Raw genomic sequence first — 15,711 nt, 5'->3', positions numbered from 1 at the left:
TAGCATCATAATACAGCAATGGTATTGAAGAACCAAGACTGAACATAATTTCTTCAGTTTTAAGTAGCCTTAATTATTTGGCTTAATAATTCCATTAATCATTTAGAACGTATATTAAAGTTAGCGCATTCTGACTTTGTCTTTTCCTCATTCAAACCTTATTTCCTTAGGAACTAATTACCTTTTTTCATTCCTTCTTTTTTACTTTTGGGTATATATTCATCATAATATTCGAAATCTATAAACTCTTCATAAACAAGTTGTTGATCTAATCCAGTTGTCTTTTGGCCATTAGATATTAATATTAATTTTAAGGTATTCCTTTTTTTAGAGAGCTAAACTCACCAAAATCCTAAATGATTTCATTGTATACTGTCTTGTTCTACCATTAATGTCAAATCTGTTTCTTTAATTTCCAATTTATAAACACCCGTATCGCATGAATCATACAGAAGTATATGATATTGTTATTCGTCATATGGCTATGGGCTTCCTTTTGCTTCTTCGATGAATTCAATTAGTCTTGGGAGATCAATCAATTTTATCGGCTTGTCTATTGAATAAGTCATTGCAGGTTGAGTGAAGTATCCTGTTGTAACAAAGTAACCCTCTTTTGCATTCATGTCAATTAATGCACTATGAAACTTTTGAATCTCAGGACGAGAAACCTTATTGTTTTGATTATATCTTTTACATTCCACCAAAGAGATTTCCTTGTTTTTTCTTAAAATAATGTCTTTTCCACCATCTCCAGTAAGAGGAGTTAATTCTACGTCATATCCTTTTGTAGTAAAAAGGTCCGCTACATATTTTTCAAAATTAGAAGGACTCATAGAAATTAATTTTTGATATTCTGAGTCTCGTAATACTCTTATTTTTGCTTGTTCTTGTTCAAAATGTCTTTGACCTATCTTTCTATTATTAATATAAAAATAATTAATAAGAATTAACGAAGTAATTATTACAACCATTAAAAACCAATCCACGGCAGTTAAAGATTGTATTAGGTATTTTAATTTTATAATAAATTGCTGCAATGCGTGGAGAAACTTATTTGACAATGCAAAAAAGAATACGGCACAAATAATTACCCATTCAATCTTATTTTGTATCCATGAATTTTTTCTTCTATATTTTCTTTTACCCATCCAACCACCCCTCTTGTCCATGTTTATTCTGATGAAAAGGAGGTTATTCATTGGTTAAAGTAACAAAAAAAATCTTTAACGATAAGGTCTTCTTCAAGTACATTTCGTCATGAAAGCCTCTCTAAGACTAAAGGTGTAGATTGATTCAATCGAATTCTTGATTCATTTATTTCTTTTTTAATCTAGGATTAAGGTAGATGAAAACAAGGAGGAGATGCAGAGTGAGACATTCACAATTATATGAAACACATATTCAGACGAAAGATTTAAGTAAGGCAGTAGCATTTTATCAAATGTTAGGTTTGGAGTTGGCACACATCATTCCTGATCGGAAAGTTGCCTTCTTTTGGCTGGGAGATCCGTCTAAAAAAGCACAAATGCTAGGGATATGGGAAGTATCAGATCATCAATTTTCACGCTCTCACTTTGCATTTGGTGTAACGTATGATGAATTACTTGGTGTACCAGAAATTCTTTCTAGCTTAGGAATTGAATTGTCTGCATCCTTCGGTTTAGATGCGAGTGAACCGATCGTTCATACTTGGATGCCTGCAGCAAGTTACTATTTTGCAGATCCTGATGGCAATTCATTAGAATACATTACTGTTCTTGATCAAAACCCTAATTTCGAATTACCGACCATGCATTTAAGCAAATGGGAAGAAATCAATACAGAAAAAAATGTAGATTGATCTTTTGTTACTAACTAGAAAAATCTGTTCAGACTTTATTTAATAAAAGGATATTAAAAGTAACAAAAAATCCCTTGTCTGACTGTTGACAATTATACGAAAAAGGTGATAATCTTCAAGAACACTAAACAATTTTTTACAGGAAAAGGAGGAATGGGCAATGAGAGATCAAATGCTTGCTTCAAAACGACTAATTTCATATATTGTCCATACCTATTTTCTGTAAAATTGTGAATTTCTAACGAGAAGCAAGGTATGGGGGCTACTTCTATACCTTTTTTGAGATGTATGCTCTTTTGAGGGTATGCATCTTTTTTGTTGGAATTTTTTGGTGAATTGATTAAAGAGGAGTAGATGTCAATGTGGAAAAGACAAAAAAGATTGATTTTCAAAAAGGAGTTGCTGGACAGTGGGTAGCAATGTTCATAGCCTGTGTGAGAAAGAAGGTTTGATATATGTTTGATGTATTAGGAAAGCTTGGCTGGTTTTTTAAGCAGTATTGGAAGCAATATACCATTGCTATTATTTTATTAATGATTGCCACTTTTTTGGAAGTGATTCCACCGTATTTACTTGGCTCCATTATCGATATTTTAACAGCTGGTGAAATGACAAAAGCGATCTTGAGCCAATATATACTCATATTCGTTGCCATAATTGTCTTCGGTTATTTTTTGAATTTCTTGTGGCAATATCGTTTATTTGAAGGGGCTCTTAATCTTGAAAAATTAATGCGTCGTAAATTAATGCTTCAATTTTTAAAAATGACGCCAACATTCTATGAAAAAAATCGTACGGGTGACTTAATGGCGCGTGCAACAAATGATTTAAATTCTGTTTCTTTAACAGCAGGATTTGGGATCATGACATTAATTGATTCTACTTTATTCCTAGGCACCATTATTTGTGCGATGGGCTTTATGATTTCATGGAAATTAACATTCTTCGCCATGCTGCCTGTGCCTATTATGGCTGTGCTCATTCAGTATTTAGGTAAGCTTGTACATGAACGATATATGAAGGCTCAGGACGCATTTGGCGAACTAAATGATAGTGTCTTAGAGTCTGTTGCAGGTGTACGTGTGATTCGTGCCTACGTCCAGGAGAAGAAGGATGAAGCCAATTTCGCTGGTATGAGTGAAAAAGTATACGAAAAAAATATGTATACAGCCAAGATAAACGCTTTATTCGGACCAATCACGAAAGTTGGAACGGGAATTAGCTATGTCGTGGCCCTTGGTTACGGTGCATTTCTAGTTTCAAACGGCGAAATGTCGGTCGGTCAGCTCGTCACATTTAATGTTTATTTAGGGCTTGCGGTATGGCCTATTTTTGCCATTGGCGAGTTAATAAATGTCATGCAGCAAGGGAATGCTTCACTTGATCGTGTACAAGAAACCCTCAACTACGAAGCAGACGTTCAAAACACGAAAAATCCGGTTGCGATTACGACACCGAGTACCATTGGTTTCGATGATTTGATGTTTCAATATCCAACAAGCCAGGTGAAAAACCTACAGCAAATCTCCTTGTCACTTAAAAAGGGAGAGACGCTTGGCATTGTTGGGAAAACAGGCGCAGGAAAAACGACGTTCCTTAGACAATTACTGCGTGAATATCCACTTGGTGAAGGTAAATTAACTGTTGGTGGAATAGATATCGCCTCGCAGACAAAAGAGCAGATTCTTGATTGGATCGGATATGTACCACAGGATCATGTGTTATTCTCGCGGACAATTCGAGAAAATATTTTGTTTGGTAAAGAGGATGCAACAGATGCTGATTTGGAGAACTCCATTCGCCTTGCATACTTTGAAAAGGATTTAGAAAATTTACCGATGGGGGTTGAAACCCTTGTTGGTGAAAAAGGGGTTTCTTTATCAGGGGGACAAAAGCAGCGTGTGTCGATTGCACGTGCCCTTATTAAAGATCCTGAAATATTAATCCTAGATGACTCACTATCAGCAGTCGATGCCAAAACAGAGGCTCGTATTATTAAAAACATTCAGAATGAACGAAGCGGCAAGACAACGATCATAACGACACATCGCTTGTCTAGTGTGCAGCATGCAAATCACATCATCGTGCTAGATGAGGGACAAATTACAGAGCAAGGAACACATGAAAAGCTCATTCAACAAAATGGCTGGTATAAAGAGCAATTTGACCGTCAGCAGCTAGAAGGAGGCGGGTCATGAGTACGAGTAAGCGATTATTGAAATATGCCATGGATTTTAAACGACCTATTTTTCTTGGGCTATTTTTCTTAACGGCCGCCGTATTTGCGGATCTTGCCGGTCCATTCATTGCGAAATATATTATCGATGAGCATATGACAATTGGAAAAATTGAAATAGAACCGATTGCCTGGCTGCTTTGTTTATATTTTATTTTGGCCACTGCAACAGCTATTTTACGTTACTTTATGTATATTTATTTGCAAAGTGGTGCAAACCGTGTTGTACAAAAAATACGTCAGGACGTATTTGGTCACATTCAAACATTGCCAATTCAGTATTTCGATAATCTGCCAGCTGGAAAAATTGTGGCCCGTGTCACCAATGATACAGAAGCAGTAAGAAATTTATATGTGACAGTCCTTTCTAATTTTGCAACAGGATTCATTTCGATAGCAGGTGTATATATTGCGCTATTTATTTTAAATTGGAAATTGGCGATCATTGCCTTAATCTTGCTTCCAATCGTCTATCTTTGGATGATTCTATATCGAAAATTTGCGTCGCGATACAATAAAGTGATTCGTAAAAAAATTGCTGATATTAATGCCATGATTAATGAATCCATTCAAGGCATGACCATTATTCAAGCCTTTCGTCGTGAAAAGCAAATGACGAAAGAATTTGATGAAATGAATAATGAACATTATGCCTATCAGCGAAAATTATTGTTATTAGATTCAGCAACGTCTTTTAACTTAGTGAATACGATTCGTCTCATTATGTTTACGATTTTTATTATTTATTTTGGGACACAATCCCTTACGACAGCAGAGATCGTGTCTTCAGGTACTCTATATGCATTTGTTGATTATTTAACGAGACTATTCAATCCGATTACGCAAATCGTCAATCAGTTTTCCCAGCTAGAACGCTCACTTGTGGCAGGGAACCGCGTGTTTGAAGTGTTAGATACAAAAGGGGAAACGGTATCGCAAGAAACGATGCCAAGATATGATGGGCATGTCCTATTCGATGATGTGTCATTTGCTTACAAAAACGATGAATATGTTTTGAAAAACGTATCATTTGAAGCGAATCGCGGCGAAACGGTGGCCCTTGTTGGACATACCGGTTCTGGAAAAAGCTCCATTATGAATCTGCTATTCCGTTTCTATGATCCATCTAAGGGTAAGATTTATATTGATGGTATCGACGTAACGACTGTGCCAAGACAGACGATGCGTCAGCATATGGGCATTGTTTTACAAGATCCATATTTATTTACAGGAACGATCGCGTCCAATGTCAGTTTGAATGATCCTAAAATTACAAGGGAAAAAGTAGAAGAAGCATTGAAAGCGGTTGGTGCGGAACGAGTACTAGGCCATCTCGAAAAAGGAATTGATGAACCTGTTATTGAAAAAGGAAGCACACTCTCTTCTGGCCAGCGTCAGCTAATTTCATTTGCGCGTGCGCTCGCCTTTGACCCTGCGATTTTAATATTGGACGAAGCAACATCCAATATTGATACCGAGACAGAAGAAATCATTCAGCATGCGATGGATGTTCTTAAGAAAGGACGTACAACCTTTATTATTGCACACCGTCTTTCAACCATTAAAAATGCCGACCGTATTCTTGTATTAGAACGCGGTGTTATTAAAGAACAAGGTACGCATGATGAATTGCTGGCTCAAGGCGGCATTTATGACCAAATGTATCAAATGCAGGCAAAATCACTACAAGAAAAGATAAGTATCCGTCCGTAGAATGGGCGGATACTTATTCACAGTGATTTGTTACGGAAATTTCTCTAGAATCTCATAAAATAGAATGGGGTTATTCCATTTGAGACAGCAACTATACTCATACCTTGCTCATGAAGCACAACATTTTTCGGATTATGAAGACTTCCCATGTCTTCTTTCGTCAGACTTAGAATACCGAGCAAAATTAGTAGAGCTCATTTATCATCTGTTAAACAATAGAGTTTTAATGAAAAAGTTTTTATCAGATTCAGACAGTAATAAAGAAAATCCGCATCCTTATTCAAGTTTTGTCATTTGTAGGAATTTATCTAAGGCAATCTTTAACCAAAACTATGAGAATAATCTTGAAAAATGGAAAAAAACCGACTCTCACTTATTAAGTAAGTACGCTAAAGAGCTATTTCAAAAACATACCGACCTACTATAAGAACATGGTAAAGATAAAGTAGAAGATGTAATTTAAAGAAGGATTCTAGAGTATTAGGTTAATATTATAAAAGGATAATGAATGGACGTGATGACAAGTGGATATTAGAAAACCTAACGATTTAGAGCTTAAGAAGGTTATGTTACTTTCTCCACAAGCTGTATTTGATGGCACTTTGGGTGAAGTAAAGCCGACAAATGAAAAAATTAAACATCTTGTTGAACCGCTGCTTGAAAAGGGTTGCTATTATTTAATAGCAACAGAAAACGATAATTTAATGGGCTGGATTCTTATAGGGGCAAGCAAAGATCAATTTACCGATAGGATGAATGGATTTATTTATGAACTATTTGTTTTAGAAGAATTTAGAGGGAGCGGGATTTCTAAAAGGTTAATGAAAACGGCCATTGACCATCTAAAACAAGATGGATATCCTGAAGTTCGACTTAGTGCATTTGCAGGTAATCAAGCTATTAAACTATACGAAAAACTGGGCTTTAACATAAGAACAGTTACTATGAGTTTGCCGTTATAAGCAACTGGATTTAACAATATTTTCCTAATGCATGTAAATAAAGGTGGTTTACAAAAAGCCAATGGTTATGGACAGCTGTAGCCTTAATTTCTTTTCTTCGTAACGGTTTCGCGTAGGTTAAGAGTTGTCCATTTCTGTAATAGGTGCTTTTTTACGAATAATCCCTAGATTTTTTGGAGGTGTTTGAAATTAATAAAAGGATAAGAGTAATTGTTGGATTAGTTTGTAGCTTTATTTTATGCATTTATGGAGTATATGGTTTAATGAGTGAGAATCCAATATCGAGTTTATCATATCTCCCTATAATATTTGCGGTTGGAGGCTTTATTGGATTCATTGGGTATATTATTGAACTTAGAAAAATGAATGGTGCTTAAACAAGATGCATTCCTTAAAATAGGGATGCTTAATTTTTATTAAGAAGAGTAAGAAACTTTAAAAAATTTATTGATCCCATAGTGTATGTTTGCTCCAACTATTGTAGAAGGAGTCTGATTAAATTGGAAAGACTATTGGAGCAGCTAAAAAAAGCTGGAGTCCCTATTATGAAAAATGATTTTGAAATTCTTTTAGAAATTTTCAATGATAAACTAAGTAATTCCAGTGAAATAGACGCTCATATAAATGAACTTATATCGAACATAACAAGAAGTGAACATAAAAAAATATTATTTGAATGTCCTATGACTCTCTTAAATAATTTAAGCAATATGAAAGAAAAAATGAAAATCGTTGGTGAAAGAGTCATATTTACGAAGGAATTTTCAGATCGATTTAATATTTCGGTTCCACCTTATGAAGTATGGTCAATAACAGAGCCGAGGGCCTTATCGTTTTTATTTGAAATGATGGGTGTAGATAAAACAGAGAAATTTCTTATGAGTATGGGAAGTGAACTGCCAACACAAGTGAATAAAATGTTTACTGTCTATCTCATTGACAATGAACCTATTGGTGTGGTGTTTCCTCATATTGAACCTGAAACAGATCAAGAAGGACGGATTTTTTGGATAGGAATTTATCCTAAATTTCTTGGAAAAGGGTTTGGAAAGGACCTGCATTTAATAGGGTTATACAGATTGCAGCATGAATTTAAGGCAAAATCTTATCTTGGGGCAACAAAAATAGAAAACCTCCCAATGAGAAAAATTATGAGTGCGAACGGATGCGATCAACATAAAAATAGTGTCATATCATTGGAATATTCCTTATAGAATGTGGGGGTAAATAATTGAGACAGATCATAGCAATGGGTGGAGGCGGTTTCTCGATGGAACCAGAAAACCTTCTACTCGACCAGTATATACTAGCTCAAGTTAAGAAAGAGTTGCCAAAAGTATGTTTTATTCCAACTGCCAGTGGAGACGCAGCAGGCTATATTGAAAGATTTTATGAGGCATATAAAACATTGAAATGCGAGCCATCACACTTATCGTTATTTGAGCCAAACTTTGAAGATTTAGAGCAATATGTACTTGAGAAAGATGTCATATATGTTGGTGGTGGTAATACGAGAAATTTGCTTCTTTTGTGGAAGGAGTGGGGACTAGATAAAGCTTTGAGAAAAGCGTATGAAAACGGGACGATTCTTGCTGGACTAAGCGCTGGTTCAAATTGCTGGTTTGAAGAAGGACATACTGACCCAATAAATGCCCCATTATATAAATTAGATTGTTTAGGCTTTTTGAAGGGAAGCCATAGCCCTCACTATGATGGAGAGGAAAAAAGGAGACCCTCTTATCATCAATTAATCTTAGAGGGGAAAATGCAAGAAGGCTATGCAGCTGATGACGGAGCAGCTTTTCACTTTGTAGATGAAACATTAATCAAGACTGTAAGTTCAAGACCGAATGCGAAAGCATACTTCGTTAAAAGTGGAGATCTTGGAATTATTGAAACTGAAGTGAATACCATTTATTTAGGTGATAAATAGAAATTTTTTTCAACGAATGAGGGCATTACTGGAAAACGGTAATGCTTTTTGTTTCATGAAGTTACGTGACAAGTTTATGAAGCGGCTTTCCTTTAGAAGGTGTTAGTTAAGTGTTTGGAGAATACTTACAATTAAAGGTGGTTATATAATGGGAATTTTTAAGTGCCTTATTTTAGTTTTCCTTATATTAATAATGATTGGGTGTGCCAATCAAAATACTACTACCAATCAAGATAAGATTATACAAGTACATCAGGATGGTCCAGCTATGTTATTTATAGATGGAAAGGAGTACGTGTCTGTTAGAGATCTAAAAAATGGTGAATATACAATAGATGAACTGGTTGGAAAAGTTAAAAAAAAGTCACCTTAAATATTTCACCAAACTCGGATTTTGCTTCGAATTCATTAGAAGCTGGTACTGAAATCTATTCAGTTAAAGAGGATAAGAATGTGTTTCTTGCGAAAATCACAGAAAGTGAATTTCATTTATATGAGCTAAGATAACATAAGTAAGTCTTTTTGTATAAATACCAGGAAGAGCAATAACTGTGCAAGAGCTATAAAAATCAATTAGGAGATAATTAATAATGAAGATTTTTGTAAAAGTGGGATTAACACTATTATTGTGTCTATATCTAATCATTCTTTCGAAACTAATTTTGTTTAAATATCTCCCAATGCAGGAAATAATTAATCATTTTACTTTTAGTTATAGTGCTCCTTACTGGAATAGCCATAACTTTATACCTTTTAAAACGATTATTTTTTATTTGTTTTTAGCAGATATAAATATAAATATTCGGGTTGATAATTTAATAGGGAACATTATTGGATTCATACCATTTGGTTTCATCCTTCCGTTACTATCAAAAAGATTACTAAGTTTTAAAAAAATTACTATATCAACATTTTGTTTAAGTCTGACCTTTGAACTTCTTCAATTGCTATTTCATTTTGGAAGCTTTGATGTTGACGATTTAATTTTAAATACACTTGGAGGAGTATTAGGTTACTTACCAATTAAACTCATTTATTCATTTATAAATTACAAGCAGGGACAGCAAAAAAATAGCTTATCGAATACTTAAAAGGTAGTCTATGTAAATAAGGTTTGTCCTGAAAAACTTTATGTGTTTTTTAGTTAAAGTCGTAATAAGATACTGGGCTAAACCTTGTTCATATTCCATGACATAGAGTACGATTAATGTAAATCAAAACAAGAATTGCATTAGGAGGAGAATTATGAAAGAAAGTACGAAACAAGAAATTTATTCTTGGATAAAATCAATTGCATTTGCTTTCATTATCGCTTTTATTTGTAAACAATTTCTTTTCACAACTACGACTGTATTTGGTGAATCAATGGAACCTACCTTTCAAGACCAAGATAAAGTGGTTTTGAGCAAAACGTCTGAAATTCAGCGATTTGATATGATAGTGTTTGATGCACCAGATGTTGAGGGTGAACACTATATTAAGAGGGTAATTGGACTTCCTGGAGATCATATTGAGATGAAAGATGATGTTCTTTATATTAATGGGGAGGCAATAGAAGAACCGTATTTGATAGAAAATAAAAAAGATAATCCATTCAATAATTTGACTGAGGACTTTTCATTGGAAGAAAAAACAGGAAAATCAAAAATCCCTAAAGATATGTTATTTGTGATGGGAGATAACCGTTTAGTGAGTAAGGACAGTAGATTTTTCGGACTAGTTCCCTATGATTCGGTTATTGGAGAAGTGAAATTTCGATATTATCCATTAGAAGAAATCGGCATACCTAAATAAAAATAGAAGTAGGAGTTGCTAAGGTTCAAGAGCGATTGAGCAGATAGCAGCTTTTTTTTCTTTTTGTATTAGCCAATGCAGATTTTTGGAAGAAGGATTTAATCTTTGTTGTACAGAAATGTAGTAGGTAATGAATTCTAAAATGGGTGGGATAAAATGACAGAGCAAAAATTTGTAGATTCAGATACGAAAGAGGCAATTGAAGAGCTTCTTAAAGCAGTAAATCATCAAACTGCTGTACTCTGGGCTACAGATTGTTTCTTGAACATGTCATTCATTATTTCGAACAAAAGTATCCGCAAGATGAACAACCTAGAAAAGCGATTGAGAGGCAAAATTAATTAAGAGGAAATTGGCTTGATATCAAGTTCTATCGACTAAATAGGAAGACCAAAAATGAAGAGAATAGGAATAATGTGGATAGGGGAATTTTATGGATTACAAAATTGTATTTTTAGATGTTGATGGAACGATTACGCACCACGAAGATGGAAGTATTTCAAATAATACTAAAGAAGCAATAAAAGTATTAAAAAACAAAGGAATAAGGGTGGTAGCGGCAACAGGAAGACCGTTATCTATGTGCAATGAAATAAGAGAATTAGGAATAGATACCTTCATTACCGCGAATGGAGCATATGTAAAGCACAATCAAGAGATTCTTCATAAAGTGCCGATGGATAAAAATATCATTCAAGAAGTGTTTGAATTTGCACTCACAGAGAACCATGGTCTGTCATTCTTCACTGAAGAATTTAGCATGAACGGTGTGCAAGATACTGAAATCTTAAAAGCATTAAAGAAGACTTTGTCATTGAATGATTATCCTGCCATCAATCAACATATTTATAATCAAGACGTATACTTAATGTGTTTGTATGCCAATGACGAAATTGCCAAGAAATACACTCAAAAATTTCCCCATCTAACCTTTAAAAGATGGCATCCTTTTGTGTTAAATGTATTGCAAGAAGAAATATCTAAATCTTTAGCGATCATGAAAGTTTTACAGTATTTTGATATTGATAAATTAGAGGCAATAGCGTTTGGTGATGGAGATAATGACATAGATATGTTGGAATTAGTTGGGCTTGGTGTAGCGATGGGAAATGGGACTGAACAATTAAAAAAAGTTGCAGATTTCGTCACGAAAAAATCAAGTGAAGACGGTATTGAGTTTGCATTAAAACAGTATGGGATAATTTGACCTTAAATGGAGGGGGAGTATGAATATTTTAATATATATATCTATCCTTTCGATCTTAACCCTTTTATTATCATCTTGCAGCACCTTCAGACCATTAAGTGGTTGCCCAGATGGTGAAATTGAATGGGTCGATGTGGTCATGATCAATGATATAAAATATCAGCATCATTTTCCTGATCAGACTGATGGGAATATTCCTCTATCAATTGAAAAAGGCAGTGAGATTGGGAAAGTAACCTACAAGATGGCTGATAGTGCATGTAGTAATCACAAGACAAAAAATGGTGATGCTGCTTATTTAGAGGAGGGTACACCAGTTTTTAAAATAAAAGGATATCCATCTTCATTTGTCGTAGTAGCGAATGATAGGGTGTTTGTAGCAGAAGAAAATAAAAAGGCCAAAACCGCAGGCGAATTATACGCAATGGATCAGTTGGTGAAAAATATTTATATCGAAAGTACAGAAGATGGGAGTCGAATGCACACTTTCTCGCAATCTTCAAAAGATAAATTTCTAGATGCCTGGTATCAATTAAAGTTAGAGGATGTAGAAAAATTATATAAAGAGGGGAAACAAGAAGGAGAACCTGTTTTCTTAGAGATTGAACTAAACAACGGAGTCACCTTTAGAGAACTTTACTGGGCTGATTCGAATACATTTCATTCTGGAGCAATTGGAAACAAGGAAATAAAAGAAATCATTGATCAAGAATTATCAAAAAAGAAGTAAAAAAGCATTCAGGCCACTTTCCTTGAATGCTTTATCACTTTATTCAGAGTGAATTTCCTGCACACGGCCAATCTGTCCATCGGTTAGCCTGACTTTGATGCCGTGTGGATGGGTGCTTGATTTGGTGAGAATATCTTTCACGATGCCTCTGGTAAGCTTCCCCGTTTTTTGATCCGCTTTTAAAACAATATCAACAGGGATGCCTGGCAATACGTCCTTCCGGTTTTGTCCGTTCATTAGACACCCATTTTTCTGCGGGTATTGGTTGTTTTTTTGGTTTGTTGGCTTTTTAATTTTTTTGTTGAAAGGTCGCCATGCGCTTTTCCTTTACCAGCGGAGGCCTGGTTCTTTTTGTTTTCAAGCTGCTGTCTCATTGCCTCTTGCAGGCTGATTTTCTTTTTAGGTGCTTCAGATTGATTATTCTCAGTCATAGGTTTCTCCTCCTTATTGGATATGATATTTAGTCAAGTATAATCTATTTTCACTTGTTTGTGAAAGGGCAACTAAATTAATTATGGACATTAAATTATCGTTTTCTACGTTAAATAAATGAAAAAACAATCCTCCTTCATGTAAAAATTTGTTAATATTAATACATCTGATATTAACACAAAATTCAAAAAAAGAGTGCATTGAAGTACCGGTATATGAATCTATTGAAGTGTTAATTATCAATGATTTTCAAATGCCATTCTACTTTCGAGGGGTTGTGCAATGAATAATAAAGCTGTTATTTTAGGTTGCAATTATTATATTGGTTTAAGTGCAATTCGGTGCTTAGGTGTGCACGGAATTCAGACGGTGGCAGTGGATTATTCTAGTGAATATAATTACGCGGCGGATTCTAAATATTGTTCAGAGAGGCTTATTGCTCCTCATTACAAAAATGAGAAAGATGATTTTGTTCAATTTTTAATTGATTATGCAAAAAGGCAAAGTGTCCCTCCCGTCCTTATTCCATGTCATGATTCATACGTTGAGGTCATTGATCAACATCTAGAAGAATTAAAAGAGTATTATCTGATTACGCAAACAGAACAGGGACTTTGGACAAATGTAATGAATAAAGAAATATTGAATGAAATAGCAAAGGAAAAAGGGGTACTAATACCAGAAACAGTACGCGTAGATGAAGAGAATTTCATTGAAAAAATCGAAGAAAACATAAAATATCCTTGTATTGTTAAACCCACTGATTCACCTGCATTCGTCGCAATATTTAGACGGAAGATTTTTAAAGTCCAAAATAGAGAAGAGTTAGAAGCAGCAATCAAAAAAGCGAATGATGCTGGTTTAGAAGTAATTGTACAAAGAATCATACCAGGGTTCGATGATCATATGTACACGTTTGATGCCTATTTAAATCAAGAATCTAAAGTCACACATTGGGTTACTTGTCAAAAATATCGACAGTTCCCCATTAACTTTGGCGCTTCCGTGTATACTGTTCAAAAATATGTTCCAGAGTTATATGAGATAGGTGCGAAGTTTTTAGAAGATATTCATTATAAAGGGTTTGCTGAGATTGAGTTCAAAAAGGATGCCGAAACAGGCAAATTTTATTTAATTGAAATCAATGCGAGGATTACGACCCTTAATAACATGCTCAATAAAGTTGGCGTTAACTTTCCTTATATAACTTATTTAGAGCTAACAAAACAAGAAATTGGAACAAAAGCAATAGAACATGATACAAATATAGCGTTTTGTTATGCGTATGAAGATATTTTAGCCATAAAAGATTATATGAAAACGGGACAACTATCTATTCCACAAATTATTCCTACATTATTTAGGAAAAAGACATATGCCATATGGGATTGGAATGATCCTAAACCAACCTTTTCATTTTTGAAGATGATGAATTCCAAGGTGTTTAGTAGACTTTCGAAATCATAGGGGGTTGTCAAAGTGTAATCAATAAAATGGTGCGTTGATCTAGTAGAATTAAACCTTCTTTGGTGAACTTATTGTACTTACGGGGAGTTTTGTAATTGGTTTTTTATGGAAGATGAAATATTTTTATAAATAGTAGGTGATGATTAAAATTGGAGAGTAGACTTTCGTTATTAGACCAAATTCGTTCTATTGCACAACTTGGGTTAGAGTATGCAAATAATCCGTATGATATTGAAAGATATGAAAAGTTGCTGGAATTGGCAAGTAATGAATACTCGGAAATAAGCGATGTTAAGAAACATATTATTCTTAAAAAGTTTAAGGATGAACTTGGACATATAACACCAAAGGTTGGTGTTAACGGTGTTATTTTTTCTTCAGATGGAAAGATACTTTTAGAGCGTCGTGCTGATGATGGGACATGGGGGATTATAGGCGGATGGTGCGACGCTGGAGAAAGTCCACAAGAATCACTAAAAAGAGAGTTTTTAGAAGAAACAGGGTTGAATGTAAAGGTTAAGGAACTCATCGATATTTTTACAAGGAAGCTGGAGATTTTGGACAGCCACATACTTCTTACCATCCTCTTTTTGTTTGTGAAATTATGGATGGGAGCTTGCAAACATCTTTTGAAAGCTTAGAAATCGAATTCTATAATATCACTGAAGTGGAAAAATGGCATGGCGATCACTTTGAAATGGCTAAAAGGGCATTTGAGTTTATGAATTTCAATAATGATTAAAAAGAAAACTATTAAAAATAATGTATGGTGTATTGAAACAGTAGACTGATATTTTGAGGACTGTCTGCAAGAACAAATGGCATCTGTAATAATTTTGAGTAGCTTTTCAAAAAAGAACCATTTTACTATCCTATAAAATTCAGCTGTCGTTTATTTTGCAATTTTTCCATATTTAACTATAGGGAGCACTCCTGTTAGAAAGGTATTACCATTTTGATATTGAATTGTAATGTGTGAAGTATTCTTTAGAAGAGGTGGCTTTGTGTTTAATCTATCTCCTTATGTTTGTCGAGTTGAATGGGGTATCCGTGGTGCAAGAAATGCAGCCGAACGTGGAGACATTATAATAATTGTTGATGTTTTAAGTTTTTCATCAACTGTTATTTCAGCTGTAAATTACGGTGCAATAATATACCCTGCAATTCAGAAAAAAATATTGTCTTATTTAACTGAAGGGTGCGATACTTCAATATCGAAAATCGCTTTTTTATTGTTCAGCTAACAGAGCAGAATAATGGAAGTGATTACCTATTGTACTTAAATTAAGCGATTAATTTTTAATGGTAATACTAAATATATACTATTAAGATAAGTAAGGATCGACAAGAGTAGGTTAGTGGTAGCTTGAACTTTCAGATGATTTTGTAATATATTA

Annotated in this window: 19 protein-coding genes; 16 read left to right on the top strand and 3 right to left on the bottom strand. The window is 34.4% G+C overall.

Annotated elements, in window-relative coordinates; translation table 11 throughout:
- Window positions 1-482: 482 nt before the first annotated feature.
- On the bottom strand, window positions 483-1,148 hold the full coding sequence (locus tag KHA94_RS21815) for a restriction endonuclease (protein WP_213104230.1): 666 nt from the start codon (window positions 1,146-1,148) through the stop codon (window positions 483-485).
- 221 nt (window positions 1,149-1,369) lie between these two features.
- Between KHA94_RS21815 and KHA94_RS21810 the strand changes: the two genes are divergently transcribed.
- The 13 genes from KHA94_RS21810 (at window position 1,370) to KHA94_RS21750 (ending at window position 12,415) form a co-directional block, all read left to right on the top strand.
- On the top strand, window positions 1,370-1,840 hold the full coding sequence (locus KHA94_RS21810; protein WP_338030855.1) for a VOC family protein: 471 nt from the start codon (window positions 1,370-1,372) through the stop codon (window positions 1,838-1,840).
- A gap of 455 nt (window positions 1,841-2,295) precedes the next feature.
- Entirely contained in the window at window positions 2,296-4,038 is a 1,743-nt protein-coding gene (locus KHA94_RS21805) for an ABC transporter ATP-binding protein (RefSeq protein ID WP_213104228.1), read from the top strand.
- Entirely contained in the window at window positions 4,035-5,789 is a 1,755-nt protein-coding gene (locus tag KHA94_RS21800; RefSeq protein ID WP_213104227.1) for an ABC transporter ATP-binding protein, read from the top strand. Before KHA94_RS21805 ends, KHA94_RS21800 begins: the two co-directional genes overlap by 4 nt.
- A gap of 79 nt (window positions 5,790-5,868) precedes the next feature.
- Entirely contained in the window at window positions 5,869-6,216 is a 348-nt protein-coding gene (locus KHA94_RS21795; RefSeq protein WP_213104226.1) for a hypothetical protein, read from the top strand.
- A 97-nt stretch (window positions 6,217-6,313) separates the two neighbouring features.
- Window positions 6,314-6,751 (top strand): GNAT family N-acetyltransferase, encoded by a 438-nt coding sequence (locus tag KHA94_RS21790; RefSeq protein WP_213104225.1) that lies wholly within the window; start codon window positions 6,314-6,316, stop codon window positions 6,749-6,751.
- 500 nt (window positions 6,752-7,251) lie between these two features.
- Window positions 7,252-7,965 (top strand): GNAT family N-acetyltransferase, encoded by a 714-nt coding sequence (locus KHA94_RS21785; RefSeq protein WP_213104224.1) that lies wholly within the window; start codon window positions 7,252-7,254, stop codon window positions 7,963-7,965.
- A 17-nt stretch (window positions 7,966-7,982) separates the two neighbouring features.
- Window positions 7,983-8,684, top strand: a complete 702-nt coding sequence (locus KHA94_RS21780; RefSeq protein WP_213104223.1) for a Type 1 glutamine amidotransferase-like domain-containing protein — start codon at window positions 7,983-7,985, stop codon at window positions 8,682-8,684.
- Between the two features lie 148 nt (window positions 8,685-8,832).
- A complete protein-coding gene (locus KHA94_RS21775; protein WP_213104222.1) occupies window positions 8,833-9,057 on the top strand; it encodes a hypothetical protein in 225 nt (74 codons plus the stop codon).
- A 217-nt stretch (window positions 9,058-9,274) separates the two neighbouring features.
- The gene (locus KHA94_RS21770) at window positions 9,275-9,775 is read left to right on the top strand and encodes a VanZ family protein (RefSeq protein WP_213104221.1); all 501 of its coding nucleotides are present in this window, start codon (window positions 9,275-9,277) and stop codon (window positions 9,773-9,775) included.
- Between the two features lie 154 nt (window positions 9,776-9,929).
- Entirely contained in the window at window positions 9,930-10,478 is a 549-nt protein-coding gene (gene lepB / locus KHA94_RS21765; RefSeq protein WP_213104220.1) for a signal peptidase I, read from the top strand.
- Between the two features lie 156 nt (window positions 10,479-10,634).
- Entirely contained in the window at window positions 10,635-10,823 is a 189-nt protein-coding gene (locus KHA94_RS21760; protein ID WP_213104219.1) for a hypothetical protein, read from the top strand.
- A gap of 88 nt (window positions 10,824-10,911) precedes the next feature.
- Entirely contained in the window at window positions 10,912-11,685 is a 774-nt protein-coding gene (locus tag KHA94_RS21755; RefSeq protein ID WP_213104218.1) for a Cof-type HAD-IIB family hydrolase, read from the top strand.
- A 19-nt stretch (window positions 11,686-11,704) separates the two neighbouring features.
- On the top strand, window positions 11,705-12,415 hold the full coding sequence (locus KHA94_RS21750; RefSeq protein ID WP_213104217.1) for a hypothetical protein: 711 nt from the start codon (window positions 11,705-11,707) through the stop codon (window positions 12,413-12,415).
- Between the two features lie 39 nt (window positions 12,416-12,454).
- Here KHA94_RS21750 and KHA94_RS21745 read toward each other — a convergent pair whose 3' ends face one another.
- Window positions 12,455-12,652: a YwbE family protein gene (locus KHA94_RS21745; RefSeq protein ID WP_213104216.1), complete on the bottom strand. Its 198-nt coding sequence runs from the start codon at window positions 12,650-12,652 to the stop codon at window positions 12,455-12,457.
- A complete protein-coding gene (locus tag KHA94_RS21740) occupies window positions 12,652-12,846 on the bottom strand; it encodes a hypothetical protein (protein WP_213104215.1) in 195 nt (64 codons plus the stop codon). The genes KHA94_RS21745 and KHA94_RS21740 overlap by 1 nt, the downstream gene beginning before the upstream one ends.
- A 283-nt stretch (window positions 12,847-13,129) precedes the next feature.
- Between KHA94_RS21740 and KHA94_RS21735 the strand changes: the two genes are divergently transcribed.
- The 3 genes from KHA94_RS21735 (at window position 13,130) to KHA94_RS21725 (ending at window position 15,558) form a co-directional block, all read left to right on the top strand.
- Window positions 13,130-14,314: a carboxylate--amine ligase gene (locus KHA94_RS21735; protein WP_213104214.1), complete on the top strand. Its 1,185-nt coding sequence runs from the start codon at window positions 13,130-13,132 to the stop codon at window positions 14,312-14,314.
- Window positions 14,315-14,463: 149 nt separating this feature from the next.
- Complete coding sequence (locus KHA94_RS21730; protein WP_213104213.1) at window positions 14,464-14,955, top strand: NUDIX hydrolase N-terminal domain-containing protein; 492 nt, start codon at window positions 14,464-14,466, stop codon at window positions 14,953-14,955.
- Window positions 14,956-15,318: 363 nt separating this feature from the next.
- Window positions 15,319-15,558 (top strand): hypothetical protein, encoded by a 240-nt coding sequence (locus KHA94_RS21725; RefSeq protein ID WP_213104212.1) that lies wholly within the window; start codon window positions 15,319-15,321, stop codon window positions 15,556-15,558.
- Window positions 15,559-15,711: the final 153 nt, after the last annotated feature.

It is taken from the genome of Cytobacillus citreus (genome assembly GCF_018343665.1).
Taxonomy (GTDB): domain Bacteria; phylum Bacillota; class Bacilli; order Bacillales; family Cytobacillaceae; genus Cytobacillus; species Cytobacillus citreus.
Note: the sequence above shows the minus strand (reverse complement) of the source record. Positions and strands in the feature narration are given on the sequence as shown.

What these genes read in the sequence shown, in the direction of transcription:
- KHA94_RS21815 (WP_213104230.1), bottom strand. Translation starts at nt 1,148, where the DNA reads ATGGGTAAAAGAAAATATAGAAGAAAAAATTCATGGATACAAAATAAG.
- KHA94_RS21805 (WP_213104228.1), top strand. Translation starts at nt 2,296, where the DNA reads ATGTTTGATGTATTAGGAAAGCTTGGCTGGTTTTTTAAGCAGTATTGG.
- KHA94_RS21800 (WP_213104227.1), top strand. Translation starts at nt 4,035, where the DNA reads ATGAGTACGAGTAAGCGATTATTGAAATATGCCATGGATTTTAAACGA.
- KHA94_RS21775 (WP_213104222.1), top strand. Translation starts at nt 8,833, where the DNA reads ATGGGAATTTTTAAGTGCCTTATTTTAGTTTTCCTTATATTAATAATG.
- KHA94_RS21770 (WP_213104221.1), top strand. Translation starts at nt 9,275, where the DNA reads ATGAAGATTTTTGTAAAAGTGGGATTAACACTATTATTGTGTCTATAT.
- lepB (WP_213104220.1), top strand. Translation starts at nt 9,930, where the DNA reads ATGAAAGAAAGTACGAAACAAGAAATTTATTCTTGGATAAAATCAATT.
- KHA94_RS21760 (WP_213104219.1), top strand. Translation starts at nt 10,635, where the DNA reads ATGACAGAGCAAAAATTTGTAGATTCAGATACGAAAGAGGCAATTGAA.
- KHA94_RS21755 (WP_213104218.1), top strand. Translation starts at nt 10,912, where the DNA reads ATGGATTACAAAATTGTATTTTTAGATGTTGATGGAACGATTACGCAC.
- KHA94_RS21750 (WP_213104217.1), top strand. Translation starts at nt 11,705, where the DNA reads ATGAATATTTTAATATATATATCTATCCTTTCGATCTTAACCCTTTTA.
- KHA94_RS21745 (WP_213104216.1), bottom strand. Translation starts at nt 12,652, where the DNA reads ATGAACGGACAAAACCGGAAGGACGTATTGCCAGGCATCCCTGTTGAT.
- KHA94_RS21740 (WP_213104215.1), bottom strand. Translation starts at nt 12,846, where the DNA reads ATGACTGAGAATAATCAATCTGAAGCACCTAAAAAGAAAATCAGCCTG.
- KHA94_RS21735 (WP_213104214.1), top strand. Translation starts at nt 13,130, where the DNA reads ATGAATAATAAAGCTGTTATTTTAGGTTGCAATTATTATATTGGTTTA.